This is a genomic window from Paraburkholderia sediminicola (genome assembly GCF_046027355.1).
Lineage (GTDB): Bacteria > Pseudomonadota > Gammaproteobacteria > Burkholderiales > Burkholderiaceae > Paraburkholderia > Paraburkholderia sediminicola_B.
Map to the genome: position 1 here is coordinate 186,248 of NZ_JAQQEK010000015.1, position 26,980 is coordinate 213,227.

Here is a 26,980-nt window from a genome sequence, read left to right on the forward strand (position 1 = left end):
CCTCCATAACGTCTGATGTCAAAGCCAAGACATGCAGATAAAAATGAGCTTATCGATTGCTGCACCATTTCGCGCAATGCTCCGCGCGTTCAAAAAGCAACTATGCAGCGAACGCCTGTGATGCAGTCGACGCCTCTGACACATTGTTCTTGTGCTCTTTGCCGCAATACCTTCCCCAATCCTCCATCATCAGGCACCGTCGTTCAAGCTGGTCGCGACGCCGGTAGGCTGCCACCGTCTGCGAAGTGATCACGTGAGCCAAGGCTTCTTCCGCTAGCGAATCCGGGTATTCCGTGCACTCCGCCACCCAGTCGCGGAACGTCGACCTGAATCCGTGCACGGTGATGCCATGCCGCGACATGCGTTTCAGGAGAATCAGCATCGCCATGTTTGACAAGGGATGCCCTTCCGTGCAACCGGGAAACAGATACCCGTATTTCGCCTTGGGCAGCGCGCTGCGCACGATGTCGATGGCCTGCTCACAAAGCGGCACGCGCAGTGGCCGGCCACTTTTGGTACGGTCGCCGGGAATAGACCAGACACGGTTATCCAGATCAAATTCCTCCGGCCGCGCATAGCGGACCTCGTTCGTGCGGGTCGCCGTGAGGATGAGCAGGTGCAGTAACCGTGCGGCACGTCGGGGGCGTTGCTCCAACTCCCGGATGAACGCCGGCAGTTCTTCCCAGGGTAGCGCCGGATGATGTCTGACCTGCGAGCGCTTCTTCGATCGCGGCAACACGATTTGAAGATGGTCAACGTAACGTGCCGGGTTGCTGCCGACGCGGTGGCCAAGCACAGCCTCCGCGTCCAGGATAGCCTTGATGCGACCGCGCACCCTACGTGCTGTCTCTGCCTTTTTCGTCCAGATCGGCTGGAGAATGTGCATGATCATCGCCGTGTCGATGTTGCGCACACGGACCTCTCCGATCACCGGATAAGCGTACGTCTTCAGCGTGTTGCCCCATTGCTGGACATGCTTGCGATTTCGCCACTCAGGCTCCCGCGCGCGGATGTATGCTTCGGCTGCCTCACGAAACGTCACGTTGGCATCCGCCGAGATATCGAGCAACTTTCGGCGCTGCTGCTCACGCCGCGCCAGGATAGGATCGATCTGGTCCCTGACCATCTCACGGTAACCGGTAGCCAGTTTCCGCGCCTCGCCAAGCGAGACGCGCGAAACCGGACCGAGACCCATCTCCCGAACACGCCCATTGAGTTTGAACCGGAATACCCACGAGCGCGCGCCGCTGTCGGCGATCTGCAAGTAAAGGCCACCTCCGTCGGCGTAGTGGCCCGGGGCCACCTTCTTCGCAATTCGCAGTGCGCCGAGCCGGTGCAGTTGTCGTCCCGCCATGACACCCTCCTACCCGCTTACCCATCGTCCTACCCATACTTCATGGGGAAATTGTGCGGGATCGCGGTGGAAGCAGCAAGCACATCGTTACCCATAAAACGCTTTTAAATCAGCGCCTTACCGTACGTTTTCGGAACTTGCAGGAATGCCCGGGAAGGCTTGACTGGCGGAAGGCAGCCGGAGTCGAACCGACCTGAGAGCGTCTGACACCCTCAACTGGGTTTGAAGCCCAGCCGCGCCACCGGACACGAATGCCTTCCTACGGTGATTGAACTACACGTTGCCGATGATCAGAGCAGATCGAGCCAGCGACTATCCGTGCGCAGCAGATGCAGGCCACGGTGGAAGCGAGTATACCCAACCCGGTCGAAGAACTCCAAAAGCTGAATCGCGCGTTTCCGGCCCAATCCGGTAACGTCGCGAAACGGTGCGGCCGCAACCATACCGGCATTCTTTTGCGCCTCGGCAGCCGCGATCGAAGCCAGTTCCCGAATCACCTCCGGATGATAAAAAAGATCACGCACGACCTGAAACAGCTCGCCCTGCCGCGCGAGCTTGCGCATCAATTGACGCACACGCTCCTCGGATACGCCGTGCGCGCCGGCCAGATCACGCACCCACGGCGGATCGAAATGCCCCGCTTTGACCGCCGGCAGTAACGTCGCCGCGAGCGCGCGATCGGCGTCGTCGAGCGTCACCGTGTGGCCCGGCAGATGCAGCCAGGGCCCGTGTTTGACGATCTCGCCACGCGTCGCGGCATCGTCGACAAGCGCGCGCCATAGCGCGTCGTTCACCAGCGGCGCCGCGATGCGCCGCAAACGCGAGACGTCCGGGCCCAACTCGTCCGGCGAACGTTCGTGGTACTGCGCGAGCGTCGTCGTCAATCGAGTATTGAGCGCTAGCCAGAGCGTGTCGGCGACTAGCAATGCGTCCTCGCCTGGCAGTGCCACGACACGCGTGTTGGGCGGCAACGCAAGCGCGGCCGCCGGCATGCCTGTCAAACTTTCCAGCAGCGAGCGCGACAAGCCATGCGGTGCTCTCGCGAAGATGGCGTCGAGCGTGCCGGTGTCGAGCATCGTCTGAAGCGCATCGAGCCACGCCAGCCGCTCGGCCGAGCGACGCTTGCGCGACGGCGCGAACGGATCGAGCACATGGCCACCGCCGATCGTGCGATCGGCCTGCGCGTTGCGCACCACGAAGCGATCGCCCGGCAGCGCGCAAACCGGCCGCTCGAACACGAGTTGAACGCGGGCACGCTGACCGGCGCCGAGTGTGTCGCCATCGAGCAACGCGACATGCGCGACCTGGTGTTGCGTGCCCAGATGCACATGCAGCGGCGCCCAGTGCTCCAACGTGAGCGGTGCATCGGCGAGCAGGGTCAGCATGACGTCGATTCGCTGCGACGCCTGCGAGAGCCGCGGATCGACGATCCAGTCGCCGCGATCGATCGCGCTCTTCTCGATGCCCGCCAGGTTCAATGCGCAGCGCTCGCCGGCGCGTCCGCTTTGCGCCGGACGATTCTGCGCATGAATGCTGCGCACGCGCACCGGTTGATTCTTCGGCGCGAGCAGCATCGTGTCGCCGACCGCCACGCGGCCCGACACCACGGTGCCGGTCACGATCGTGCCTTGGCCCGAGAGCGTGAAGACACGATCCACTGCGAGACGAAACAGACCGTCATCGCGCTTCATACGCCACGCCGCGGCTGCCGCGTGCAGATGGGCCTTCAACGCGGCCACGCCAGGATCGTCGGCGCGCACCGCGCAGGTATCGAACACGGGCGCGTCCTGAAGCACGCTGCTGCTCAGAAACGCGCGCACTTCGTCGTGCACTTCCTGCAGACGCTGCGCGTCCACGCGGTCCACCTTGGTCAGCGCGACGGCGCCACGCTGAATACCGAGCAGTTCGACGATCGCCAGATGCTCGCGCGTTTGCGGCATCACGCCGTCGTCGGCGGCAATCACGAGCAGGGCGAAATCGATGCCGCTCGCGCCCGCGGTCATGGTATGCACGAGCTTCTCGTGGCCCGGCACGTCGATCAGGCCGAGCACGTCGCCATTCTCGAGCGGCACGTACGCGTAGCCCAATTCGATCGAAATGCCGCGCGCCTTTTCTTCTTTGAGCCGATCCGTATCGACGCCCGACAGCGCTTTCACCAGGCTCGTTTTCCCGTGGTCGATATGTCCCGCCGTACCGACGATCATGCGCGCGCGCCTTTCAGTTGCTCGATCAGTTGCGCTTCGTCGGCGGCTTCGAGACAGCGCAGATCGAGGCGCAACGCATCGTCCGCGATACGGCCGATCACGGGCCGCGCCATCTCGCGCAGCATCTTTTCGAGCGCGAGCAATTGACGGCCACCGCGTTTACCGTCCGCCATTCTGACGACTAGACCGTAACTCGGCAGCACGTCGACCGGCAAAGCGCCGCTGCCGATCTGGCTGAACATCGGCTCCGCCGTCACAGCATAGCGTTCGCCGAATGTGCGCTGCAACGCGGGCTGCACGCGCTCCGCGGCGAGACGGATGTCGTCGGCGGGACGGGTCAACAAACGCAACGTGGTGAGCCGCTCCGAGAGTTTCTCCGGCGCGCGATACAACTGCAGCACAGGCTCCAGCGCCGCAAGCGTCAGTTTGCCGACGCGCAACGCACGCTTGAGCGGATGCTTCTTGATCTTCGCGATCAGATCGCGCCGCCCGACAATCAAACCGGCTTGTGGACCACCGAGCAACTTGTCGCCGCTGAACGTGACGAGGTCGGCGCCGGCCTCGACGGTTTCGCGCACCGTCGGTTCGCGCGGCAAACCCCATTGGCTCAGATCGACCAGCGTGCCGCTGCCGAGATCCACGGCAACCGCAAGACCGCGCGCGTGGGCGAGCGGCGCAATCTCATCCAGACCGACCTCTTTGGTGAAACCGCTGATCGCATAGTTACTGGCGTGGACCTTCATCAGCAGCGCGGTTTGCGGGCCGATGGCTTCGTCGTAGTCCTTTAGATGCGTGCGGTTCGTCGTGCCGACTTCGCGCAGTTTCGCGCCCGCGCGGCTCATGATGTCGGGAATGCGAAATGCGCCGCCGATTTCAACCAGCTCGCCGCGGGACACGATGACTTCTTTCTTCGACGCCAGCGCGGACAGCGTGAGCAGCACGGCAGCCGCGTTGTTGTTGACCACGGTGGCCGCTTCGGCGCCGGTCAATTCGCAGATGAGATCGTCGATCAGATCGTCGCGATCGCCGCGCTTGCCGGTGCCAAGATCGAACTCGAGGTTGGCGGGTTGCGTGAGCGCCTTCATCACGGCCTGCACCGCTTCGTCGGGCAGCAATGCGCGGCCGAGATTGGTATGCAACACCGTGCCGGTCAAATTGAAAACGCTGCGCAAGCGCGACTCGTTGCGCTGGCGCAGCGCGGCTTCGACTGAACTCTTCAGTTGCGCGACGTCGAGCGCGCTCACGGACGCATCGCCCGACTGCGCGCCGGCGCGCCAGGTGTCGAGCGCCTCGCGCACCGCGCTCAACACCTGCGTGCGCCCGTATTCGCCGATCAACGCCGCGAACTCGACCGACGCCATCAGCTTTTCCACCGACGGCACGCGCGCCATCAGCGCCCGCAATTCAGAGCCGCTTACATCGCTCACGAGGCAATCCCTTTTCCAGTCACATCCACTCGCTGCTAGTCAGACTCGCCGGAAGCGTCATCCGCATTGACGCCCTGTTCGGGCCACAGCCACGGATGCGGCGACGCCCGCCGGTAACCTTCCGCCCCCATCAACAGATCCAGCGTGAGACTGGCGAGATCGTCCGCGAACGGTTCGAAATCGTAGTCCTTCGACTGAATGCCGATCTTTCGATAAGTATGGCATTCGTCGCACGATTCCGCTTTCAACGCGGCGTTCTTGGATTCCGCTTCACGCGTGGCCTCGTCGGCTTCCGGCGAGCCGACCGTGTGATAGGCGATGCCCTTGGTCGAATCGCAGTTCGAGCACTTCGTGCGAACCATGTGCCACTCGGTCGAGCACAGGCCGCATTGCAGGTAGCGGTAATTGTCATACGCGCCGCCCACGCGCACGATGCTCGCCACCGGATGCGATCCGCACACGGGACACAGGCCGAGCGTCTCGATGTACGGCACCTCGCGCTTGTCGATATCGGCAGCGAGGTCGGTCCACACCACTTGCAGCGCGGCCACGATGAACGGCGCGCTCGCCGGATCGACTTCTTCGAAGCGCTGCGCGAAGATTGCGTCAGCCTGAAATTCGAGCGCGCTGGTGTCGAGCGTGCGCAGCCGGTCGATCAGCGCTTCGAGCGGCGGCGTAAGCGGGGCCGCCGCCGCCACTTTGTCGAGCAACTGGCGCAGCACGTCGCGCCACGCCGGATCGCGCACGCCGGAAAGCGCCGGAATCAGCGGCATGGAATGCTGCTGCGCACTCGCGATCAACTCGGCGCTGGGCGGTTGCGCCTTGAAGCTCGCCATCACGGCTTGCTGCGCATCGGCGAGCACGGCCATCAGGCGCAAATAGCCGGCGATCGGGTTGTTAAGCGCCGCAAGCTGGCGCAGCCGCGCGGCGCGCGCGGAAAACACCGCGAGCCGTTCCGGCATGCGAATGCGCGGAATCGCCGAATGATCGAGCGATTCGATATCGCCGGCTTCGAGAATACGTTGAACCACAGTATCGACCTCTGAAAACTAAGGAGCCGCCGCCGTTCATCGAACGAGAGCGGCGGCTCGGATGCAGCACGCCGGAAGCCGCGCTGCCTGGGTTGCCTCTGCGTGGCCCGCTATTTACCGATGATTTCCTTGAACCAGTTCGGATGATGCTTTCGCGCCCAGCCGTAGGTCACCGTACCGCGCGTCATGGCGCCGATCGAGCCCTTGATCCACAACGCCGCATAAATATGCACGACGATGCCGACGATCAGCACGAATGCCGCCGCGGCATGCACGAGCGCCGCGAGCCGGATGATCTCGATCGGAAAGTAGAACGAGAAATAGCGCCGCCAGATCACGATGCCACTCGCCAGCAACAGCAGCAGGCAGATCACCATGGTGAAAAATAGCAGCTTTTGACCGGCGTTGTACTTGCCGATCGCGGGGAGCTTTTCCTCGCGATTGTTGAGCACGTCGTCGATCTGCCTCATCCACTGAAGGTCGGCTTTGTCGAGATAGTTGTGATGCCAGAAGCGCAACGCAAGAATCAGAAACGACAGGAACATCACGCAGCCGACGAAGGGATGCAGAATTCGCGTCCATTGCCCACCGCCGAAGATCGCGTAGAGCCACGACATGGCCGGATGAAACATGGCGAGGCCGGACAGCGCCAGCAGGACGAACGTGATCGCGGTGATCCAGTGATTCGTACGTTCATTCGGCGTGTAGCGCACGATCAGGCTGTTGCCCTTCACGTCCTTCAGTTCGGTATGCTCAGGGTGCTTCATTGGATGCCTCCCGCGAACGGCGTACTTCGTCGGCTTCGTGCTGGGCTTCGGCTTCATCCGCCTCCGACACCTCGTTCGGACCGACACGCGTGTAGTGGAAGAACCCGGCCAGCGCCGCGAACGCGATACCTGCGAGCGCCAGCGGCTTGGCCAGCCCCTTCCACAGCGTCACCATCACGCTGATCTTCGGATTCTGCGGCAATCCGTGATATAGAGTGGGCTTGTCGGCATGATGCAGTACGTACATCACGTGCGTGCCGCCCACGCCGGCAGGATCGTACAAACCGGCGTTCTGGAAACCGCGTTCCTTCAGATCTTCAATCCGGTCCGCAGCCTGTTGCTTCATGTCCTCCTTGGTGCCGAACATGATCGCGCCGGTCGGGCAAGTCTTCACGCAAGCCGGTTCCTGGCCGACCGCCACGCGGTCCGAACACAGCGTGCACTTGTACGCGCGGTTGTCCTTCTTCGAAATGCGTGGCACGTTGAACGGGCAACCGGTGATGCAATAGCCGCAGCCGATGCAGTTTTCCTCGTGGAAATCCACGATGCCGTTGGTGTACTGCACAATCGCGCCCGGTGACGGACAGGCCTTCAGACAACCGGGATCCTCGCAGTGCATGCAGCCATCCTTGCGGATCAGCCACTCGAGATCGCCTTCGGTGTTCTCGTATTCCGAGAACCGCATGACGGTCCACGAATGTTCGCTCAGATCGCGCGGGTTGTCGTAGATGCCCGTTGTCGTGCCGATTTCATCGCGCAGATCGTTCCATTCCATGCAGGCGGTCTGACACGCCTTGCAGCCAATGCACTTCGACACGTCGATGAGCTTGGCGACCGTGCCCGTGGCCGGCTCACGCACTTGCGGTTCAGGCAAGGTCGTGGCCGAGAGGCGTTTGATGTCCAGTGATTGCAGTGCCATCTCTTCTCCCTATGCCTTTTCGACCTTGACGAGGAACGATTTGAATTCCGGTGTTTGCGAATTCCCATCGCCCACGGAGGGCGTTAGCGTATTGACGAGATAGCCCGGCTTCGCGAGTCCCTTGAAGCCCCAATGCAGCGGCAATCCGACTGTCTGGACTTTCTTTCCTTCGATCATCAGCGGCTTGATCCGCTTGGTGACGAGCGCCACGGCAATGATGTGCCCGCGATTGGACGACACCTTGACGCGGTCCCCGGCCACCACGCCCACCTCCTTCGCCAGATCCTCGCCGATCTCCACGAACTGTTGCGGCTGCACGATTGCGTTCAAGCGCGCGTGCTTGGTCCAGTAGTGGAAATGCTCCGTCAGACGATACGTGGTCGCCGTATGCGGGAATTTCTCGTGCGTGCCGAACGCGGCCCGGTCATCGGGGAACACGCGCGCCGCCGGACTGCTGACGACCGCCTTGTTGTTCGGATGCAGCGGGTTATAGCCGAGCGGCGTTTCAAACGGTTCGTAGTGCTCCGGGAATGGCCCTTCCACCAGACCGTCACGCGAGAAGAAGCGCGCCACGCCTTCCGCGTTCATGATGAACGGATTCATGCCGTTTTCGGGCGGTTCGTCGGCTTTGAAGTCGGGAATGTCCGCACCCGTCCACGCCTTGCCGTTCCACGCGATCAGCTTGCGCTTCGGATCGAACGGCTTGCCGCTGACGTCGCATGAAGCACGGTTGTACAGAATCCGCCGGTTTGCCGGCCAGGCCCACGCCCAGTTCAGCGTATTGCCGATGCCGGTCGGGTCGGAGTTGTCGCGGCGGCCCATCTGGTTGCCCGCCTGGGTCCATGCGCCGCAGAAGATCCAGCAACCGCTCGCGGTGCTGCCGTCGTCGCGCAACTGTGCGAAGCTCGCCAGTTGTTCGCCCTTTTTGGCGAGCACCTTGGTTTTGTCGGTCGCGTCGGTGACGTCGGCGAGCGCCTTGCCGTTGAACTCCATGGCGATCTCTTCGGGCGTCGGGCTTTCCGGGTCGGCATACGGCCAGCTCATCTTGAGAATCGGATCGGGATACTTGCCGCCGTTCTTCCTGTAAGCCTCGCGGATGCGCAGCCATAGCCCCGACATGATCTCGAGGTCGCTCTTCGCTTCTCCGGGGCCCTCCGCGCCCTGCCAGTGCCACTGCAGCACGCGGCTGGAGCTGACCAGCGAACCGCGCTCTTCCGCGAAACAGGTGGTCGGCAAACGGAATACCTCGGTCGCGATCGACGTGGGATCGACGTCGTTGAACTCGCCGAAATTCTTCCAGAACTCGGAGGTTTCGGTGGCGAGCGGGTCCATGATGACAAGCCACTTCAGCTTGGCCAGACTCGCGCCGATCTTCGCCTTGTTCGGCGCCGCGGCGAGCGGATTGAAGCCCTGCGCGATGTAGCCGGTCATCTTGCCTTGATTCATCAGCTCGAAGACCTGCAGCATGTCGTATGACTTATCGAGCTTCGGCAGATAGTCGAAACCGAAGTTGTTTTCGGCGGTCGCGTTATCGCCCCACCATGACTTCATGAAACTGACATGGAAAGCGCGATAGTTGCGCCAGTAGCTCAACTGATTCGGCCGCAGCGGCTGGCTCGCGCGTTTCGCGATGAAGGCGTCGAAGTCCTGTTCGGCTTCCAGCGGCAGCGTCATGTAACCCGGCAACAGGTTCGACATCAGACCGAGGTCGGTCAAACCCTGAATGTTCGAGTGACCGCGCAGCGCATTCATGCCGCCGCCCGCAATGCCGATATTGCCTAGCAGCAATTGCACCATCGCGCCGGTGCGGATGATCTGCGCGCCGATCGAGTGATGCGTCCAGCCGAGCGCGTACAGGATCGTGCCGGCGCGCCCTGGGACAGCCGTCGACGCGAGCATCTCGCACACCTTGAGGAATTTTTCCTTAGGCGTGCCGCACGTGCTTTCGACCTGTTCAGGCGTGTAGCGCGAATAGTGCTGCTTCATCAGTTGATAGACGCAGCGCGGGTGCTGCAAGGTCGGATCGACTTTGGCGAAGCCGTCGTCGCCGCGTTCGTAATCCCACGAACTCTGGTCGTACTTGCGCTTGTCGGCGTCGTAGCCGGAATAGAGACCGTCGGTAAACGAGAAGTCCTCACGAACGATGAACGGCATGTCCGTGTAGTTCTTCACATACTCGTGCTGGATCTTGTCGTTGGTGAGCAGATAGTTGATCACCCCGCCGAGGAACACGATGTCCGAGCCAGTGCGAATCTGCGCGTAATAGTCCGCAACCGATGCCGTGCGCGTAAAGCGCGGATCGACCACGATCAACCTCGCCTTGCGATGCGCCTTGGCTTCAGTGACCCATTTGAAACCGCACGGGTGCGCCTCGGCCGCATTGCCGCCCATCACCAGAATCACATCCGCGTTCTTGATGTCGACCCAATGGTTCGTCATCGCTCCACGGCCAAACGTCGGGGCAAGACCTGCCACCGTCGGGCCGTGTCAGACACGTGCTTGGTTGTCGAATGCGAGCATGCCAAGACTGCGGACAGTCTTGTGCGTCAAATAACCGACTTCATTGCTACCGGCCGATGCAGCGAGCACGCCGGTGGTCAGCCAGCGGTTGACCTTCTTGCCGTCTGCCGTGGTCTCGACGAAGTTGGCGTCGCGATCTTCCTTCATCAATTTCGCAATGCGGTCGAGCGCGTCTTCCCACGACATGCGCTTCCATTCATTCGAGCCCGCCGCGCGATACTCCGGATACTTCAGACGGCTCGGGCTGTGAATGAAGTCGATCAGGCTCGCGCCCTTCGGGCACAGCGTGCCGCGATTGACCGGATGATCGGGATCGCCTTCGATATGGATGATGCTGGACTTTGCGTTCTTGGCGTTGTCGCCGAGTCCGTACATCAGGATGCCGCAGCCTACCGAACAGTACGGGCAGGTATTGCGGGTTTCGGTTGTGCGCGACAACTTGTACTGACGGACTTCCGCTAACGCGGGCGTCGGCGAGAAGCCCATGAGGGCGAGACTCGATCCGGCTAGCGTGGTGGCGGAGATCTTCAGAAATTGTCGCCGGGACATTTGGGGCATTGGATGGCCTCGGCTCTTAATGGGGACACTGATAACGATTATAGAGACCGGTATGAAATCCTGCAGCGAGACTTAAGCCTTCTACAGTGCAACTAAATATGAAGTGCCACAGCCGGTTTATAAAAGTCGAGGCATTGTTATTGCTGAGTCTGTGAGTTACGGATCGACACTTACTCCAGATCTTTGGCGCACCTATGACCTACCTACTTCTGAAGTCTTTTCTCGCGGGCAATCTTTACGGCGCAGTGAAATCGCGTGCATCGGTCAGCGTTGTCTCGCTCGCGCTGGGTGTCGCGATGCTCGCGACGAGTCCGCACGGTATTGCTCAGATCACACAAGGCAGTGGTTCGTCGCAGCAGGAGAACCGCACCTCTTCGATGGGATCGGCGCCGGATGCGTCCGCGTCCGCGGTCCATGAATCGCACAAGCCGCAGACGAAAGATGGCGGTTCGGCGAACTCGCGCGGCAAGACTGGCGGGCAGGGTCACAAGTCCCAAGGCGCGGGCGGCTTCGATAGCGGCCTCTATGGCACGGGGACGGGCAGCAACAAGTAACGAGTGCGGCTGCAGTCCTTTTGTCGCACCTTTGCGGCAAGCGCATCGCGAGCGTGGGGCGCGTTATGGGCAGGCGCGGAGGAATGCACGGCGCGTTTCCTGTTCTGCCGGGATCGCTCCGGCGGCGGCCGTTCCCTGCGCATTGCCCGAACAACCATCATAATGGCGGTCATTCGTAGCCTGAAATGCCCGCCACAATGACCGATACCCCCAGCCACGCAAGCGCGTCGCCCCGTCTGACCAGTCTGTCGCACGGCGGCGGTTGCGGCTGCAAGATCGCGCCTGGCCTGCTCGCCGATCTGCTCAAGCGCAGCGCGCCGCTGCCGTTCTTTCCCGATCTGCTGGTCGGTAACGACACCGCCGACGATGCCGCCGTCTACAAGCTCAACGACGAGCAGGCGATCGTCGCCACGACCGACTTCTTCATGCCGATCGTCGACGACCCGTTCGACTTCGGCCGCATCGCGGCGACCAATGCGCTGTCCGACGTCTACGCCATGGGCGGCAAGCCGCTCATGGCGCTGGCCATCGTCGGCATGCCGATCAACGTGCTGCCGCACGACGTGATCGCAGCCGTGCTGAAGGGCGGCGAATCCGTGTGCGCCGAGGCCGGCATTCCGCTCGCCGGCGGCCATTCGATCGATTCGGTCGAGCCCATCTACGGCCTCGTCGCCATCGGCGTGGTCGATCCGAAGCGCGTCAAACGCAATGCGGACGCGCACGCGGGCGATGTGCTGATTCTCGGCAAGCCGCTAGGCGTGGGCATTCTCTCGGCAGCGCTGAAGAAAGACCGGCTCGACGCCGCCGGCTACGCCGCCATGATCGGCGCGACGACCAAACTCAACCGGCCGGGCGCGGACCTGTCCAAGCTCGACGGCGTGCACGCGCTCACGGATATCACCGGCTTCGGCCTGCTCGGCCATACGCTCGAACTGGCGCGCGGCTCGAACCTGACCGCCCGCGTGCGCTACGCGGATTTGCCGTGGTTGCCGGACGTGGTGAGCCTCGCGGAAGCCGGCATTTTTACCGGCGCGTCGGGACGCAACTGGGACGCATACGGTAAAAACATCGTTTTGCCCTCCTCATTTCCTGCGACGGCGCGCACCCTGCTCACCGACCCGCAAACCTCGGGCGGCCTGCTGGTTTCGTGCGCGCCGCAAGCCGTCGACGAGGTTCTCGCCCTGTTCCGCGCCGACGGATTCGGCGAGGCGTGTGTGATCGGCGAAATGGTCAGTGGAGAAGGACGCGTCGAGGTCATCTGAGCCGCGAGCAACGGCGTGGGGGGCGCATGCGGGAAGCAGCCCTACGCGCCCACCGGCTTGGATTCACGGCGCATGCGATAATTTCAACCTGCCGCAGCCGGCCCGTTTTATCCCCAACTCCTTGAAAAACCTACTCGTCAGCCTCGAAAAAGCAGGTGATTTCGATGAAATCATCGATGTGCGCACGCCCCTCGAGTTTGCGGAAGACCATATTCCGGGCGCGCTCAACGCGCCCGTGCTGAGCAACGAAGAGCGCGTGCTGGTCGGCACGACGTACAAGCAGGTATCGCCGTTCGAAGCCACGCGGATCGGCGCGGCGCTGGTCGCGCGCAATATCGCGCACCATCTGGAAACGACTTTCGCCGACCGGCCGCGCAACTGGCGGCCGCTGATCTATTGCTGGCGCGGCGGCAAGCGCTCGGGTTCGGTGACCACGCTGTTCAATATGATCGGCTGGCAGGCGCGCCAACTCGATGGCGGCTACAAAACCTATCGGCGGGCCACGCTCGACACGCTCGGCACCTTGCCGAAGACCTTCTCATACATCGCGCTGGTGGGCCCGACCGGCAGCGGCAAGACGCGCCTGCTCGCGGCCCTGAACGCCGCGGGTGCGCAGACGCTGGATCTCGAAGCGCTGGCCGCGCATCGCGGCTCGCTGCTCGGCGCCTGGGCCGGCGTGGCGCAGCCGTCGCAGAAACGTTTCGATACGCTGCTCGTGAGCGCGTTGCGCACGTTCAATCCGGCACGGCCGGTGTTCGTGGAAGCGGAGAGCCGGCGCATCGGCTCGGTCGCGCTGCCGCTCGCGCTGCTCGACACGTTTCATCAGGGTCGCTGCGTCGAGGTGATTTCGAGCCGCGAAGATCGCGCGGCATTCCTGCTGCACGACTATGCCCATCTGTTCGACGATCCCGATTCACTGAAGGGGCAGTTGCAACGGATGATCGGTTTGCATAGCCGGGAACGTGTCACCGGCTGGCAAAAGCTCGTCGACGACAACCGACGTGCCGAACTCGCGCATGAGCTGATCGAGCGTCACTACGATCCGGCGTATGCGCGCAGCAGCCATCAGCATTTCGTCCATTTGCCGCGCGCACTGCAATGGAATTTCCGCCCCAACGACACCGATGTCGTCGACCAGGCAAGAGCGCTGCTTGCGCAGTACGACCGCAGCGCGCTCGCTGTCATCTGATTAAAACCAACATTTAAGACCACCATGCAATCAACCCTTCGACAACCACGAGTCGCTCTTGGCTGGATCGTCTTTTTGCTGATCGCTGTGGTCGGCCTCTTTTATGTGAAGTGGTTCCCGTACTACAACCGCGCGTTCGTGGCCGCGAGCCAGCACTCCATCGGCAAATCCATCCTGATGGGCACGTCGGCGAGCGCGCCGGCGGCGTCGTGGCAGGCTGCCATCGACTACGCCTTCGCCTACGGCAAAGCGATCTGGCAAGCGATGGTGCTCGGGCTGCTGCTCGGTTCGGCGGTGCAGGCGCTGATTCCGCCGCAATGGGTCGCGCGCGCGCTCGGCCGCACCGATTTCAGCAGCGTCGTGAAGGGTGGCTTGTTGTCGTTGCCGGGCATGATGTGCACGTGCTGCGCGGCGCCGGTCGTGGCGGGCTTGCGTGCGCGTCAGGCGGCGCCGGGCGCGGCTATCGCGTTCTGGCTCGGCAATACCGCGTTGAATCCGGCTACGCTGATCTTCATGGGCTTCGTGCTCGGCTGGCAGTGGATGGGCCTGCGCCTCGCCCTGGGCATCGTGATGGTCTTCGGCCTCGGCTATCTGGTGAACCGCATGGTGACGCCGAAGGAAGCCGAAGCGTCGCGCGAAGCGATGGCGCAACTGGTCGCCGGCGATGTGCCCCGCACCGCCTTCGCCCGCTGGGTGAAAATCCTCGGCACGATGACGCTGCGGCTCGTTCCCGAATACATCGTGCTCGTGCTGATTCTCGGCGCGGCGCGCACGTGGCTGTTTCCGCATGTCGGACCGGATATCGACAACAGCCTGCTGTGGATCATCGCGCTGTCCATCGCCGGCACGCTGTTCGTGATTCCGACCGCGGGCGAAGTGCCGATCATCCAGGCCATGCTCTCGTTCGGCATGGCGGCCGGCCCGGCTGGCGCGTTGCTGATGACTCTGCCGCTGATCAGTGTCCCGTCGATGGCCATGCTCGGACGCTCGTTTCCGCGGCGTGTGCTGACGGTCGTGGCGTTGGCCGTGGTGGTGTGTGGGGTGATCAGCGGGTTGCTGGCTGTCGCGTTGGGGTTTTAAAGCATGAAACGTATTGCCGCATTTGCTTTGACGTGCTGGTCGGCTGCCGGCCTGCTTTACTTCGGACAGCATTCGGTGGCGCTGATCATGGTGAGCGGGGTGGTTGCGCTGGCTGGTTTTGATCTGCTTCGTCCGTGACAGCGTGCTGATGCGAAAGCGTGAGCGTTGGTGCTTTGCTCGCACGGCTAAAAACATGGGACCTCTGCTCTGCTGTTAGCCGTTTTTCGTTTCGGACAAGCGAGTGTTTGCGCTGACTCGCTTACTTCTTCAGCGCCTCGCGAATCGCGGAAAGCCACAACGCCACCGCATGCGCGCCCGGATCCACGTAACCTAGCGCGCGATCGCCGACATAACTCGAGCGCCCGCGCCGTGGATGCATCGACGCCGTTTGCGAGGCGCCTTCGGTTGCCGCGTCGACGGCCGCTTGCAACGCGGCATCCAATGCATCCTGACGTGCGAGAGCGGATTGCAATGCGTCGGCGGCCGGCTTCAATGCATCGACCATCGTGCGATCGCCCGGATGCGCACCGCCCAGTTCCATCAAGCCGTCGACACCCGCGCCGAACGCCGCCGCCCATTCCTTCGGCGTCGATCCGCCTGACTGTTCGAGCGCGACCGCCGCGCGTACCAGCATCACCGCGTAAAGCGGGCCCGACGTACCGCCGACCACGCGCCGCAGCGTCGCCGACAGGCTGCGCAATACGGCGCCCGGCGTCGTTTCAGCCGGATAGCCATCGAGCTCGTGAAGTATCGCGCGTGCACCGCGCGACAGACTGATGCCGAGATCGCCGTCGCCGACGCGTTGATCCATGTCCGTCAACGTCGGCTCCGCTTTCAGCAGGCACGCGCAAACGGCTTCGATCACGCGGCGCAACGTCGCTTCAGGCGACAGCGTCGCACCGCTTGCGCGCTCCGGCTCGGCAGGCGCGGGCCGCACGGAAACCTGTGCAATGCGGCCGCTGAGCGCGGGCCACGCGCTGGTATGTGCGACGGCGTCGAGCCAGCCGAGCCGTTGGTCGTCCACGCGCAGCAGCGTCAGCGAGACGCCGGCCATTTCCAGCGCGCTCAGGAACGTGCCGGCCCACGCACGTTCCACCTTGATGCCGCGGGCCGCCAGATAACGCAGCGCGGAGCCGGCCACAATGCTCAATTCGCTCGACGGCGTGCCGCCTAAATTGTTCACCAGCAATGCCACCCGCACACCGGCCTGCAACGACAGATCGCCGACGATCTTCGCCAGCAGCTTGTCGACGATCGCGCCGGCGGGCTCCATCGCTCCGCGCTCCACACCCGGTTCGCCATGAATGCCAAGCCCCCATTCGATCTCGCCGTCAGCCAATTCGAAGCCCGGCTTGCCCGCAGCCGGCACCGTGCACGCGGTGAGCGCGACGCCCATCGTGCCGAGCGAAGCCGCCACGTCGCGCGCGATCCGCGCGACTTCCGCCAGCGGGCGGCCCGCCGCGGCAGCCGCGCCCGCGATCTTGTGAACCAGCACGGTCCCCGCGAGCCCGCGACGGCCCGCATGATCGCCGCTTGCCGTCAGCGCGACGTCGTCGGCGACGATCACCATTTCCGTGGGGATGCCTTCGGCGCGCGCGATCTCTGCCGCGAGGCCGAAGTTGAAGCGGTCGCCCGTGTAGTTCTTCACGATCAGCAAGGCGCCGGCCTTGCCGGCCACCGCGCGGATCGCGTCGAGCACGGCGTCGGTGGACGGCGACGTGAAGACTTCACCCGCGACCGCCGCACTCAGCATGCCGGAGCCCACATAACCGCCGTGCGCGGGCTCGTGGCCCGAGCCGCCGCCCGAGATCAGCGAGACTTCGCCGCGCGCCGCGGCGGCCTCGGCATCCGCTCGCACGACGATCGTGCTGCCTTGCAACAGGGAGAGATGGGGATTGAGCGCCGCGAGTCCGTCGAGCATGTCCGGAACAACCGCGGAGACCTCGTTGATGAGCTTCTTCATTGCGTCAGCTTCCTTTTGAGCTGCCCGCGCTTTCGTCGCGCGCTGACGGCAGTTTATTCAGTGGCGAAACCGGGAGGCTTAACTGTACCGCGCATTGGTTCACGACGACGTGAGACGGCAACGATGGACGCACAAAGGCACTCACGGCGAACGAGTCACGCTGCGTCGAATTGAAGGCAATACGGAGGGGAGAAACTGACAGGACAGCGGCACAACAGACAGTGCGCCGAGGTGATGCGAGAACCTGACAGTAGACGAAAGCGAAGCCGCTTTCGTCTACGTCACGGATGCGTTGGTAGGCTCGATTGGATTCGAACCAACGACCCCCACCATGTCAAGGTGGTGCTCTAACCAACTGAGCTACGAGCCTTTAGAGGCGCGAATTATAGAGAACCCGTGCGCTCTGCACAAGCCCCTGACAGCACTTCTGTCGATTCAATTCGCGGATGGCCACTCAGTCTGCGTATCGAGCGGAAAAACCGGCCGCTTCACGCGCTTGAAAGCGAACAGGCCGTAGTCCGAACTCGTCACGCCGCGGCTGTCGCATTCCACCAGCGCCGCGGCGATCGGCACGAAAACGGGCCGACAATACATGCGCGATTTCAACAACAGGAAACGCGCGCGACGCGGATCGATGCCGACGCTCTCGAACACGCCCAGGTCCCACGGTTCGTGCGTGCGCTCGGTCGTCACGAGCTTGACGGTGCCCGTGTCGAGGACCGCGGCGCGTCCCATGAAGGCACGCTGCCCGGTGTATGTCGGGCCGCTGATCACGTACTCGCCGTCGGTCAACGCGCGCACCACGCCGGTCACGGCAAGCGGCGGACGCGGCTTGAGCGCATCGCTCGCGACCTTGTTGCCGATGGTCACCGTCACCGTGCTGCCCACGCCGGCCGACATCAACGCCGCAACCGCTTGCGGATCGCACAACGGCCCGCTCACGATGCCGTCGAGCTTCTGCTTCAAGGCTTCTTCGAGCAGATCCATCGTGTCGCATGTGCCGCCCGACATGCAGTTGTCGCCGTGATCGAGCAGGAGCACGGGCTTGTCGGCGTCCACTGCGAGCGAGGCGGCTTGTGCGACGGATTCAGCGAGCGGCGCGCTGCGATACACGAAATCCTCGCGTTCGTTCCAGATCTGCTCCGCGATGCGTTCTGCTACCTCTTCGGCATGAGCAGGATCGCCGTTGCCCACCACTACGACGCTGATGCATGGCGCCTCGATATCAGCGAGCGAGAAGCCAGACAGCACCGACACCGCGAGCATGCCGTCGGCCTCGGCGGCGCGCGCGGCATCCACGGCGCGCTTCATCGCGCCTTCGGCAGTCGCGCTGCGCAGCGTGTGCGTGAGCAAGGGCGGTTGGCGCCATGCGATCACAGGCTTCGCCTTGCCGTGGACCAGGTCGAACATCAGACGCGCCGCATGCGCGCCGGTCTCGTACATATCGACGTGTGGATAGGTCTTGAAGCTGACGATCACGTCCGCGTTGTCGATCATCTTTTTCGTGACGTTGCCGTGCAAGTCGAGCGCGACGGCGATCGGCGCATCCGGCAGCAATGTGCGCACGCGTTCGAGCAGGTCGCCTTCGCCATCGTTCGAATTCTCGGCGACCATCGCGCCGTGCAGATCGAGCATGACAGCGTCGCAACCTGCTGCCGCCGACACGATCGCCTCGCAGATTGCATCGTAAGCGGCGGCCTCGACCGGCCCGCTCGGATTCGCCGACGCCGACACGGGCGTCACGATGTCGGCATGCTCATGCTCGGCTGCGTCGATGAACGCGGCCATCGCCGTCTGCATGCCTTTGTTGTCGTTGAACGCGTCTTCGCCATAGGTCGGACCGTTACGGCCGAACGCTGCCAACGGCGTGGCCACCGGCGAAAACGTGTTGGTCTCGTGATTCATGCGCGCGATGAGGATCTTCATGCGTCTGCGCTCCCCGCTTTCTGCGCGGCGTTCAGCATGGCCTGCAGCAGCACGTTGCAACCGGCTTCGAGATGATCCGCGCGGGCGTCTTCGATTTCGTTGTGACTGATGCCGTCTTTGCACGGCACGAAGATCATCGCCGCGGGCGCGACTCTCGCGAGATAAACGGCGTCATGGCCGGCGCCGCTGATCACGTCCATCGATGAAAAACCGAGCGTGTCCGCGCCCTGCTTCACGGCGCCGACCAGTTCCGCGGCGAACGGTTGCGGCGGGAAGTACACCACTTGCTCGACGTCCACCGTGATGCCGGTTTTCTCGCCCGCTAGCGAGCATGCGGCGCGCAACGCGCTATCCATTGTCGTGAGCGTGGCATCGTCGGCGGCGCGTAGATCGACGGTGAGCGTCACGCGGCCTGGAATCACATTGCGTGAATTCGGATGTACGTCGAGCCAGCCGACCGTGCCGCGGCCGTGAGGCGCGTGATCGAGCGCAATGCGATTGACGGCGTGAATCAGATCCGCCGCGACCAGCAGAGCGTCACGGCGTAGTGCCATCGGTGTCGGGCCGGCGTGCGCTTCCATGCCGTGCACCGTCACGTCGTACCAGCGTTGGCCGAGCGCGCCTTGCACGATGCCGATTGTTTTGTCGTTCGCCTCGAGAACAGGCCCTTGTTCGATGTGCGCTTCGAAATAAGCGCCTACGTCGTGTGGTTTTTCGGCTTCGCCGGCATATCCGATCTGCGACAGCGCATCGCGCACCGTGATGCCTTCGCGATCGCTTTGTTCGAGCGCGTGCTCCAGAGTGAATGCGCCGGCGAACACGCCGGAACCCATCATCACCGGTACGAAGCGCGAACCTTCTTCATTGGTCCATACCGCGACTTCGAGCGGTGCGAGTGTCCGCACATTGGCATCATTCAGCGAGCGCAGCACTTCCAGTCCCGCGAGCACGCCGTAATTGCCGTCGAACTTGCCGCCTGTAGGCTGCGTGTCGATGTGGCTGCCGGTCATCACCGGCGGCAGGTCGTCACGCAAACCCGCGCGGCGCGCGAAAATATTGCCGATCGCGTCGATCCGCACGCTGCAGCCGATCTCCTTCGCCCACGCGATAAAGAGGTCGCGCGCCTGGCGATCCAACTCCGTGAGTGCGAGCCGGCACACACCGCCTTTCTCCGTGGCGCCGATCCGCGCGAGTTGCATGAGACTGTCCCAGAGCCGCGCGCCGTCGACTCGCAGATCGGCGAACGTCGCGACGGTTGTTGATTCATGAACTTGCATCGATCCTTCCTCGTGTTGAAGACTGAGTGCGCGTCAGACCACGCCGACGCCGAGATAACGGTCCTTGATCGAGTCGTCCGCAGCAAACGATGCGTTGTCGCCCGAATAGACGATCACGCCCTGTTCGATGATGTAATGGCGATCCGCGAGTTGTGTGCAGACTTCCAGGTTCTGCTCGACCAGCAGAATCGCCACGCCGGCCTCGCGGATCAGCTTGAGTTGCGCGACGATTTCTTCGACGATCACCGGCGCGAGGCCTTCGACCGGTTCGTCGAGCATCAGCAAACGCGGGTGATTCATCAGCGCGCGGCCGATTGCAAGCATCTGCTGTTCGCCACCGGATAACTGCGCGCCCCCGTTCGTGCGCCGTTCTTTCAGGCGTGGAAAAATTCGGTAGATGTCGTCGAGTTGCCACGGCGAATCCTTGCGCGCGCCAAGCCGCAAGTTCTCTTCGACGGTGAGCAGACGAAAGATGCCGCGATGCTCGGGTACGAAGCAGACACCTCGCGACGCGATCTTGTGCGGCGGCATGCCGCTGATCCTGGCGCCGTTGAACGTGACCGTGCCGCGCTGAGGCGTGACGACGCCGGCGATCGACTTGAGCGTGGTCGATTTGCCGGCGCCGTTGCGGCCCAATAGCGTGACCGTCTCACCATCGTTGATTTGCAGGGACACGCCTTGCAGGATGTGGCTCTTGCCGTAGAAACCGTGAATCTGCTGTACGTCGAGAATCATGCGCGGCCTCCGGTGATCATGTTGCCGAGATAGGCGCTGCGCACGCGCTCGTCGCCGCGAATGTCGTCGGGACGTCCTTCCACCAGTACGCGCCCTTGCTGCATGACGGTGATCGTGTCGGAGATGTCCATCACGATACCCATGTTGTGTTCGATCAGCACGACCGTGTAGTCGTCGCGCAGGCCGCGAATCAACTGCTTCATGTCGTCGAGATCGTCGATGCCCATGCCCGAGGTCGGCTCGTCGAGAAAGATCGCCTTGGGCCGCGCGGCGAGCGCCATGCCGACTTCGAGCCGGCGCTGCTGACCGTGCGAAAGCGCGCCTGCCGATACCTCGCTGAACCGCTGCAACGCGAGCCGTTCGAGCACACTGTTCACGATGTCCGCATGTGTGAGCGCGCCGTGCGGCGGCGTCCACGCATTCAATGCGCGCACCGCGTCGACGCCTTGCGCGGCGAGCCGCAGATTTTCGCGCACGCTCAGGTTGGCAAACAGGCTCGTCACTTGAAACGAACGCGCGACGCCGCGCCGCACGCGTTTATGATCCGGCTCGTGCGTGACGTCGTGGCCGTCGAAAACGATCTTGCCTTCGGTGATCGGCAGCGTGCCGGTCAACACGTGAAAGAGCGTGGTTTTGCCCGCGCCGTTTGGACCGATCACGGAATGCACCGTGCGCGGCATGATGTTCAAACTGACGTCGGAGAGCGCTGTGAATTTTCCGTAGCGCTTCACAACGCCGCTCGCTCGCAGAATGGGTTCGCTCATACGGGCTCCTTGTCTGCGTCGTTGTCTGCGTCGGCGGATGATTTGCGGCGTAGCGATTGCCAGATGCGTTCGCCCAATCCCCACAGACCGCGCTGCATGAACAGGCTGACGGCGATCAGCACGATGCCGAGCAACAAGAGCCAGCGCGGCCACAAAGTGGACAGCCAGTCGGCGAACAGCACGTAGAACGCGGCGCCCAATACGGAGGCGAAAAGATTGCCTGTGCCGCCTATCACGGTCATCACGAGGATCATCTCGCTCGTGTGATAGTCGATGTTGGAAAGCGGCGCGATACCGGTCATCAACGCGTGCAGCGCGCCCGCCAGACCCGTGACCGCGCCGGAGATGACAAACGCCATCAGTTTGAAGCGTTTGACGTCGTAGCCAACCGCAGCGGCGCGCGCTTCGTTGTCGCGAATCGCGAGCAACGTCCGGCCGAATACCGAGTGCGATACGCGCATCAGCAGCCAGAAGACCACGAGGAACAACACGGCGACGAAACCGTAGTACTGCCATGGCGATGTCAACGGCACGATCGTTTTGCCGAACAGTCCAAGCGCCGGGCGCGGAATGTCTAGCAAGCCGTTGTCGCCGCCGGTCAGGTCGGGCGTGGTGTAGGCGAGGAAGTAGAACAGTTGTCCGAACGCAAGCGTCAGCATGACGAAGTAGGTGCCGCGCTGGCGAATTGAAAACCAGCCGACGAGTGCTGCGGCCGCCGCGCCGATGACGGCCGACGCAAGCAAGGCCACAGACACCGGCAAGCCCGTTTTGGTAAGGACCAGTCCCGCGCAATAGCTGCCGAGCCCGAAGAAAATGCCTTGCCCGAACGACAGCAAACCTGTGTGGCCGAGCAGCAGATTACAGCCGAGCGCGGCGAGTGCGAACACCAGCACTTCAGTAGCCAGCGATCCCGAGCGCAACGTCAGCGGCAACACGCACACGACCAGCAACGCCAGTAGCAGGAACCGATAGCGGTGCAATGAATGCTTCAGGCTCGATTGTGTCCTTGCGGAAGAAGCGCTCTGCACGATAGGTTTCGACGTATCGATCATGCCGCCCTCCCGAGCAAACCGTTCGGTCGCAGCAACAGGACGGCGGCCATCGCGACATAGATCATCAATCGCGCGCCTTCCGGCCACAAGGTACTCATCACGCTTTGCACGATCCCCACCAGCAATCCGCCGACCAGCGCGCCAAGAAAATTACCCATTCCGCCGACCACCACCACGACGAACGCGACGCTGAGCGCTTCGATACCCATGAACGGATCGACGCCACGAATCGGCGCGGCGAGCACGCCCGCCAACGCGGCAGTCGCAGCGCCGAGCGCGAACACGAGGCTGAAAACACGCAACACGTTGATACCGAGCAGCGAGACCATCTCAGTCGATTCGCTGCCCGCACGCACCGCGCTGCCGAGCCGCGTGCCTTCGAGCACCCACCACAGAAGCGCAGCCAGCACCGCAGTGAAGCCAATCACGAAGAGACGGTACTTCGGATACACGAAACTGCCCCAGATCACCACGCCGTTCAGTACGTCGGGCACGGCCACGTTATCGCCGAGCGGTCCCCAGATCAGGATCGCGCATTCCTGCACGACGAGCGCGAGACCCACGGTCACGAGAATATGAAACTCATGCTGCTGCGCATAGACGTGCCGCAGAATCAGTTTCTCGACGACCCACGCAAGCGCGCCCACGACGATCGGCACGACCGCGAGCGCGGTCCAGAAGCTCATCGACCACTGCATCGCCTGATAGCAGAAGTACGCGCCGAGCAGATAGAACGCGCCGTGCGCGAAATTCACGAAGCGCAGCAGGCCGAACACGATCGACAAACCGACCGCGAGCAGGAAATACAGCATTCCCACTCCGATGCCGTTGACGATCTGCAGGAGATAAACGTTCATGGCGTCCGTCTAAAGGGTGGTGCGTAGGGGAATCGCGATGCCGTGTTGCGATATGTGCGCCGCGCCGCGCTCGCATGCGGCACGCAGGCGTCAGGCCATCTTGCAGCCGGTTTTGTCGAGCGGCAGGAACGATTGGCCTGAGCTCACGATATCCGCGTAGTCGTCGGCGTTTTTCATCTTGTTCTTCGCCTTGCCCTTCAACAGATAATAGTTCTTTAGCACCTGATGGTCGCCTTTGCGTACTTCTTCCGGGCCTGTCAAACCATCGTATTTCATGCCTTCAAGTGCGGCGACCACTTTCTTCTGATCGACGTTGCCTGCTTTCACGATGCCGTCGAGCAGGATCTTCGTGCAAATATACGAGCCGGCGAGGCTGTAGTTGGGGTTTGCCTTGAACGCGGCGTTCGAACGTTTGACGAGATCGCGGTTGAGCGGCGAATCGATGCCGTGCCAATACTGTGCGCCGAAATAGACACCTTCGCACAGGTCTGCGCCGAGCGATTCGAATTGCTCGAGTCCCGACGCCCAAGCCATCAGAATCGTGCAATTGTTCTTCATGCCGAAGCTGACGGCCTGGCGCAACGTATCGGACGACTGCGAGCCGAAGTTCAGAATCAGCAGCACGTCAGGCTTCGCCGCGACTGCGTTCGTTAGATAGCCGCTGAATTCCTTCTCATTGAGCGAGTGGTAACTGTTGCCCACATGTTCGATGCCCTTCTCTTTGAAGATCGCCTTGGCGGCCGAGAGCAAACCGTCGCCGAACACGTATTGCGGTGTGATGGTGTACCAACGTTTCGCTTTAGGCAGCATCTGGATCAGCGGACGCACGGTCTGCTCGATCGCGCCATAGGTCGGCACCGACCAGCGGAACGTGGCGTCGTTACAGTCCTTGCCGGTGATTTCGTCCGCGCCTGCCGTCGTGATGAAAATGCCGCCTGCTTTCTGGACTTCCTTGCCCATTGCCAATGCTTCGGAGGACAGAATACCGCCGGCAAAGAAGCGTGCGTTCTTCTGCTGCGCGATTTCCTGCACACGGCGCACAGCGGTTGCAGGCTTGCCTTCCGTATCGAGCACCGTATATGCGAGCGGTTGACCCAGCACCTTGCCATATTGCTCGATGGCAAGCTTCATGCCGAGGTCGGCGTATTTGCCGTTCGCCGCGAATGGACCCGACATCGGCACCGGACAAGCGAACTGCAAGGTGCCGGCCTGCGCGAACGCGCTTCGCGCGACCAGCGAGCCCAACGTCCCCGGAACGGCCGACAACGCGGCCAGCTTCAACATATTTCGGCGATTCAAAATGACGCTCCTTAGGAAAGAGACACGCACTGACCGACTACGAAACTGCACGCATTGCGCGAACGACTACTTGCTTGCTGGCCGCCGTGAAGTTTTCCACCACATCGGCTTTGTTCTATTTATCATGATAAATAGGTTGGACTTGATCGTAGGTACAATAAATTCGGGTGTCAATAAGGCAAAATTCCTGGCGGCATCGAAGCGGCCTGCCGGGCTGCGACGGCGCCGGTGAATCGATCGAAGATCGTGCAGGGCAAACTGGGAGATTCGAAAATGGCCATGGACCGCGCCAAGGCTGGCGCTGCGATTGAGATCAAGCAGCAAAAACGCGGCGATCTGGTCGCGGAGGAAATCAAGCGGCTCATCACCGAGAAAGACCTGAAGCCAGGCGACCGCCTGCCGCGCGAGGTGGAGTTGCAGCAGCTCTTTTCGGTGAGCAAAAGCACGATCCGCGAGGCGTTGAAATCGCTCGAGGTGCAAGGTCTTATCAAAGTGACCACCGGCCCGAGCGGCGGCGGCATGGTGGTGGAGGTGCCGCTCGATCGTACGTTGCAACTTCTGCAGAACTATCTGTTCTTCAAGGACGTATCGATCGACGACATCTACACCGTGCGCAAACTGCTGGAGCCGGAGCTCGCGGCAGGGGCAGTGCCGCATCTGACGGAGCAGGATTTCGAGGCGCTCGACGCGAGCATTGCGTGTTGCGATCGACCGGCTTCGTCACACGGCGGCCAGGACATCGTGCGACAACGTCAGGAGGACGTGAATTTCCACGACATTCTCGCGGCGGCGAATCCGAATCCGTTCCTGCGTTTCAGTTGCGAGTTGATCAACGAAATGATCCGGCAACTGATCGAGTTTCGTAACGACACGCCGCAAGCTGAGCATGAGCGGTTCGGTCAGGCCAACGTCAAGATTCACAAAGCGATTACGAAGGCAGCGCGTGAGCGTGATGTGGAGAAGGTGCGGGAGTTGATGGTGATTCATATGACCGAGGCGCCGCGCTATGTGAAGCGGATGAAGGGGAAATTGCGGGGGCGTCTGATTCTGGATTCGGAGATTCGACGGCGCGTGCGGGCGCGAAGTGTGGCGCCGGTTTCGGATGAAGGTGATGAGGAGTGAGGTCGGGTTGCGGGTTGCGGGCAATTCCGCTATGGACGCCCGGTGGGTGCCTTGCTTGGAGAACGGCGGCCGTCTTCTCTGACGAGATGCAAATGGTTTGATGCGCCCGGCATACGGCAGAAGGCGTGGCGCGCTCGCGATATCGGCGTCGCGGAGTGTGGGATCTGGGCGGGTGAAATGCCTTCGCATGAAGGAAGATCGAAAGGCATCGCGCGCTCAGATTGGAAGGATGCACGCGCCGGGTCCGCGAAGGAATCGCGCCGAAAGCAGCCTCTAGCCGGCGTTCCAGTCGATCCGCCTGTGGCATGCACAACGAGGGCTCAACCTTTTACGGGCCGCGCCGTTATTGCATCTGCACAGGCATAAACATTGGACCTTCATGGCACAACCTATTCCGTTATCCCGCCACACTGGCGCTGCGCGTGCCCGGCATGCCAAGGCCATGCTGTTGCCGATCGCCCGGCAGACCGCCGACGACCTCGCGTTGCGGGTCCATCTGGCACTCGACGCCTTGCGCCGCGGTGCGGGCAGCATGACCGACGCGCAGACGCTCACGCAGATCATGCTGTTGACGGGCTTTCTGGCGGAATCGGGCTTCGGCTCGGCGACTGGTGAGCAACTGGGTGCGGCGGAACGCGTGGTGTCCGCAGTGTTCGATATCGGCCGAGAGACCGGCAAGTGGAAACTGGACGACGCCGGATTCGCGCTTTTTGCGGTGATCGCAACGAATTACGACCGGCAGTTGCATAGCGCGCCCCTTTGGGCAATCACCGATGCGAGCGAACGACTCGATCGGTTTACCGCAGGCATGTCGCATCAGACGCCGGTGCGTAAGCGGGCTTAGTCGACCACGCGATGTGGGGACAGCGAGGGAAGCCTCGTCGACGAGTTTCCGGCGATTGGCGGGCGCAGTGTACTGGATGGGCGCGGTGCGGGTGAGCCGCGAAGGTGTGGATGTCGGACGGGCCTATCTGGAACTGACGGGCTATGCCGATGCGTTGCGGATGGGCACAGGGAGTGAGGGTGGTTTTCACGCCCGCTTCGTCTGTTTTCCGGCCGCGGTAAACGCAGAAACCCCACCTTTGCGGGGTGGGGTTTCTGTTTGCTGCAGGGGAGCCTG

General features: G+C 62.5%; 22 protein-coding genes, 2 tRNA genes and 1 pseudogene. 8 read left to right on the plus strand and 17 right to left on the minus strand.

Features of this window, described 5'->3' with window-relative positions:
* Nucleotides 1-100: 100 nt before the first annotated feature.
* From PQR42_RS25275 to fdnG, 8 genes are all read right to left on the minus strand, one after another.
* Entirely contained in the window at nt 101-1,354 is a 1,254-nt protein-coding gene (locus tag PQR42_RS25275) for a tyrosine-type recombinase/integrase (RefSeq protein ID WP_408387673.1), read from the minus strand.
* A gap of 164 nt (nt 1,355-1,518) precedes the next feature.
* Nucleotides 1,519-1,614: transfer RNA gene (locus PQR42_RS25280), tRNA-Sec, on the minus strand.
* A 30-nt stretch (nt 1,615-1,644) separates the two neighbouring features.
* The gene (gene selB / locus PQR42_RS25285) at nt 1,645-3,558 is read right to left on the minus strand and encodes a selenocysteine-specific translation elongation factor (RefSeq protein ID WP_408387671.1); all 1,914 of its coding nucleotides are present in this window, start codon (nt 3,556-3,558) and stop codon (nt 1,645-1,647) included.
* Nucleotides 3,555-4,985, minus strand: a complete 1,431-nt coding sequence (gene selA, locus PQR42_RS25290; protein ID WP_408387669.1) for an L-seryl-tRNA(Sec) selenium transferase — start codon at nt 4,983-4,985, stop codon at nt 3,555-3,557. Before selA ends, selB begins: the two co-directional genes overlap by 4 nt.
* 35 nt (nt 4,986-5,020) lie before the next feature.
* Nucleotides 5,021-6,016 carry a formate dehydrogenase accessory protein FdhE gene (fdhE, locus tag PQR42_RS25295; RefSeq protein ID WP_408387667.1) on the minus strand — a complete coding sequence of 332 codons (996 nt, stop codon included), beginning with the start codon at nt 6,014-6,016 and terminating at the stop codon, nt 5,021-5,023.
* A 110-nt stretch (nt 6,017-6,126) separates the two neighbouring features.
* On the minus strand, nt 6,127-6,783 hold the full coding sequence (locus tag PQR42_RS25300; RefSeq protein WP_408210712.1) for a formate dehydrogenase subunit gamma: 657 nt from the start codon (nt 6,781-6,783) through the stop codon (nt 6,127-6,129).
* Complete coding sequence (fdxH, locus tag PQR42_RS25305) at nt 6,770-7,702, minus strand: formate dehydrogenase subunit beta (RefSeq protein WP_408387665.1); 933 nt, start codon at nt 7,700-7,702, stop codon at nt 6,770-6,772. The genes PQR42_RS25300 and fdxH overlap by 14 nt, the downstream gene beginning before the upstream one ends.
* A gap of 9 nt (nt 7,703-7,711) precedes the next feature.
* A complete protein-coding gene (gene fdnG, locus PQR42_RS25310) occupies nt 7,712-10,780 on the minus strand; it encodes a formate dehydrogenase-N subunit alpha (protein ID WP_408210718.1) in 3,069 nt (1,022 codons plus the stop codon).
* 194 nt (nt 10,781-10,974) lie between these two features.
* On the opposite strand from fdnG, the gene PQR42_RS25315 reads away from it, so the two are divergent.
* The 5 genes from PQR42_RS25315 to PQR42_RS25335 all read left to right on the plus strand — a co-directional run bounded on the left by PQR42_RS25315 (nt 10,975) and on the right by PQR42_RS25335 (nt 15,003).
* The gene (locus PQR42_RS25315; protein WP_408387663.1) at nt 10,975-11,334 is read left to right on the plus strand and encodes a beta-xylosidase; all 360 of its coding nucleotides are present in this window, start codon (nt 10,975-10,977) and stop codon (nt 11,332-11,334) included.
* Between the two features lie 197 nt (nt 11,335-11,531).
* Nucleotides 11,532-12,596, plus strand: a complete 1,065-nt coding sequence (gene selD, locus PQR42_RS25320; protein WP_408387661.1) for a selenide, water dikinase SelD — start codon at nt 11,532-11,534, stop codon at nt 12,594-12,596.
* Nucleotides 12,597-12,717: 121 nt separating this feature from the next.
* A complete protein-coding gene (gene mnmH, locus PQR42_RS25325; protein ID WP_408387659.1) occupies nt 12,718-13,785 on the plus strand; it encodes a tRNA 2-selenouridine(34) synthase MnmH in 1,068 nt (355 codons plus the stop codon).
* A 24-nt stretch (nt 13,786-13,809) separates the two neighbouring features.
* Nucleotides 13,810-14,865: a permease gene (locus PQR42_RS25330; protein ID WP_408387657.1), complete on the plus strand. Its 1,056-nt coding sequence runs from the start codon at nt 13,810-13,812 to the stop codon at nt 14,863-14,865.
* A 3-nt stretch (nt 14,866-14,868) separates the two neighbouring features.
* Nucleotides 14,869-15,003, plus strand: coding sequence for a hypothetical protein (locus PQR42_RS25335; protein WP_408210732.1), 135 nt, complete (start codon nt 14,869-14,871; stop codon nt 15,001-15,003).
* A 121-nt stretch (nt 15,004-15,124) separates the two neighbouring features.
* Here the strand turns inward: PQR42_RS25335 and dhaL are convergent, their stop codons facing one another.
* The 9 genes from dhaL to PQR42_RS25380 all read right to left on the minus strand — a co-directional run bounded on the left by dhaL (nt 15,125) and on the right by PQR42_RS25380 (nt 24,738).
* Nucleotides 15,125-16,828 (minus strand): dihydroxyacetone kinase subunit DhaL, encoded by a 1,704-nt coding sequence (gene dhaL / locus PQR42_RS25340; RefSeq protein WP_408387655.1) that lies wholly within the window; start codon nt 16,826-16,828, stop codon nt 15,125-15,127.
* Nucleotides 16,829-17,121: 293 nt separating this feature from the next.
* A tRNA-Val gene (locus PQR42_RS25345) sits at nt 17,122-17,198 on the minus strand.
* 65 nt (nt 17,199-17,263) lie between these two features.
* On the minus strand, nt 17,264-18,754 hold the full coding sequence (locus tag PQR42_RS25350; protein ID WP_408387653.1) for a M81 family metallopeptidase: 1,491 nt from the start codon (nt 18,752-18,754) through the stop codon (nt 17,264-17,266).
* A complete protein-coding gene (locus PQR42_RS25355; RefSeq protein ID WP_408387651.1) occupies nt 18,751-20,031 on the minus strand; it encodes a Zn-dependent hydrolase in 1,281 nt (426 codons plus the stop codon). Before PQR42_RS25355 ends, PQR42_RS25350 begins: the two co-directional genes overlap by 4 nt.
* Before the next feature lie 33 nt (nt 20,032-20,064).
* A complete protein-coding gene (locus tag PQR42_RS25360) occupies nt 20,065-20,766 on the minus strand; it encodes an ABC transporter ATP-binding protein (protein WP_408387649.1) in 702 nt (233 codons plus the stop codon).
* Complete coding sequence (locus tag PQR42_RS25365; RefSeq protein WP_408210746.1) at nt 20,763-21,530, minus strand: ABC transporter ATP-binding protein; 768 nt, start codon at nt 21,528-21,530, stop codon at nt 20,763-20,765. Before PQR42_RS25365 ends, PQR42_RS25360 begins: the two co-directional genes overlap by 4 nt.
* The gene (locus PQR42_RS25370; RefSeq protein ID WP_408210749.1) at nt 21,527-22,582 is read right to left on the minus strand and encodes a branched-chain amino acid ABC transporter permease; all 1,056 of its coding nucleotides are present in this window, start codon (nt 22,580-22,582) and stop codon (nt 21,527-21,529) included. Before PQR42_RS25370 ends, PQR42_RS25365 begins: the two co-directional genes overlap by 4 nt.
* Nucleotides 22,579-23,439 carry a branched-chain amino acid ABC transporter permease gene (locus PQR42_RS25375; RefSeq protein ID WP_408210752.1) on the minus strand — a complete coding sequence of 287 codons (861 nt, stop codon included), beginning with the start codon at nt 23,437-23,439 and terminating at the stop codon, nt 22,579-22,581. The genes PQR42_RS25370 and PQR42_RS25375 overlap by 4 nt, the downstream gene beginning before the upstream one ends.
* 90 nt (nt 23,440-23,529) lie before the next feature.
* Complete coding sequence (locus tag PQR42_RS25380; RefSeq protein WP_408210755.1) at nt 23,530-24,738, minus strand: ABC transporter substrate-binding protein; 1,209 nt, start codon at nt 24,736-24,738, stop codon at nt 23,530-23,532.
* Between the two features lie 273 nt (nt 24,739-25,011).
* Between PQR42_RS25380 and PQR42_RS25385 the strand changes: the two genes are divergently transcribed.
* The 3 genes and pseudogenes from PQR42_RS25385 to PQR42_RS25395 form a co-directional block, all read left to right on the plus strand.
* Complete coding sequence (locus PQR42_RS25385; protein ID WP_408210779.1) at nt 25,012-25,860, plus strand: FadR/GntR family transcriptional regulator; 849 nt, start codon at nt 25,012-25,014, stop codon at nt 25,858-25,860.
* 379 nt (nt 25,861-26,239) lie between these two features.
* The gene (locus PQR42_RS25390; RefSeq protein ID WP_408387647.1) at nt 26,240-26,704 is read left to right on the plus strand and encodes a hypothetical protein; all 465 of its coding nucleotides are present in this window, start codon (nt 26,240-26,242) and stop codon (nt 26,702-26,704) included.
* A gap of 67 nt (nt 26,705-26,771) precedes the next feature.
* A pseudogene (locus tag PQR42_RS25395) lies at nt 26,772-26,980 on the plus strand (hypothetical protein); the annotation flags it as partial.

Coding starts and splice junctions, on each gene's coding strand:
- PQR42_RS25275 (WP_408387673.1), bottom strand. CDS start 1,354: ATGGCGGGACGACAACTGCACCGGCTCGGCGCACTGCGAATTGCGAAG.
- PQR42_RS25385 (WP_408210779.1), top strand. CDS start 25,012: ATGGCCATGGACCGCGCCAAGGCTGGCGCTGCGATTGAGATCAAGCAG.
- dhaL (WP_408387655.1), bottom strand. CDS start 16,828: ATGAAGAAGCTCATCAACGAGGTCTCCGCGGTTGTTCCGGACATGCTC.
- selD (WP_408387661.1), top strand. CDS start 11,532: ATGACCGATACCCCCAGCCACGCAAGCGCGTCGCCCCGTCTGACCAGT.
- selB (WP_408387671.1), bottom strand. CDS start 3,558: ATGATCGTCGGTACGGCGGGACATATCGACCACGGGAAAACGAGCCTG.
- PQR42_RS25365 (WP_408210746.1), bottom strand. CDS start 21,530: ATGAGCGAACCCATTCTGCGAGCGAGCGGCGTTGTGAAGCGCTACGGA.
- PQR42_RS25350 (WP_408387653.1), bottom strand. CDS start 18,754: ATGAAGATCCTCATCGCGCGCATGAATCACGAGACCAACACGTTTTCG.
- fdxH (WP_408387665.1), bottom strand. CDS start 7,702: ATGGCACTGCAATCACTGGACATCAAACGCCTCTCGGCCACGACCTTG.
- PQR42_RS25375 (WP_408210752.1), bottom strand. CDS start 23,439: ATGAACGTTTATCTCCTGCAGATCGTCAACGGCATCGGAGTGGGAATG.
- PQR42_RS25390 (WP_408387647.1), top strand. CDS start 26,240: ATGGCACAACCTATTCCGTTATCCCGCCACACTGGCGCTGCGCGTGCC.
- PQR42_RS25360 (WP_408387649.1), bottom strand. CDS start 20,766: ATGATTCTCGACGTACAGCAGATTCACGGTTTCTACGGCAAGAGCCAC.
- PQR42_RS25370 (WP_408210749.1), bottom strand. CDS start 22,582: ATGATCGATACGTCGAAACCTATCGTGCAGAGCGCTTCTTCCGCAAGG.
- PQR42_RS25355 (WP_408387651.1), bottom strand. CDS start 20,031: ATGCAAGTTCATGAATCAACAACCGTCGCGACGTTCGCCGATCTGCGA.
- PQR42_RS25335 (WP_408210732.1), top strand. CDS start 14,869: ATGAAACGTATTGCCGCATTTGCTTTGACGTGCTGGTCGGCTGCCGGC.
- PQR42_RS25315 (WP_408387663.1), top strand. CDS start 10,975: ATGACCTACCTACTTCTGAAGTCTTTTCTCGCGGGCAATCTTTACGGC.
- PQR42_RS25330 (WP_408387657.1), top strand. CDS start 13,810: ATGCAATCAACCCTTCGACAACCACGAGTCGCTCTTGGCTGGATCGTC.
- PQR42_RS25300 (WP_408210712.1), bottom strand. CDS start 6,783: ATGAAGCACCCTGAGCATACCGAACTGAAGGACGTGAAGGGCAACAGC.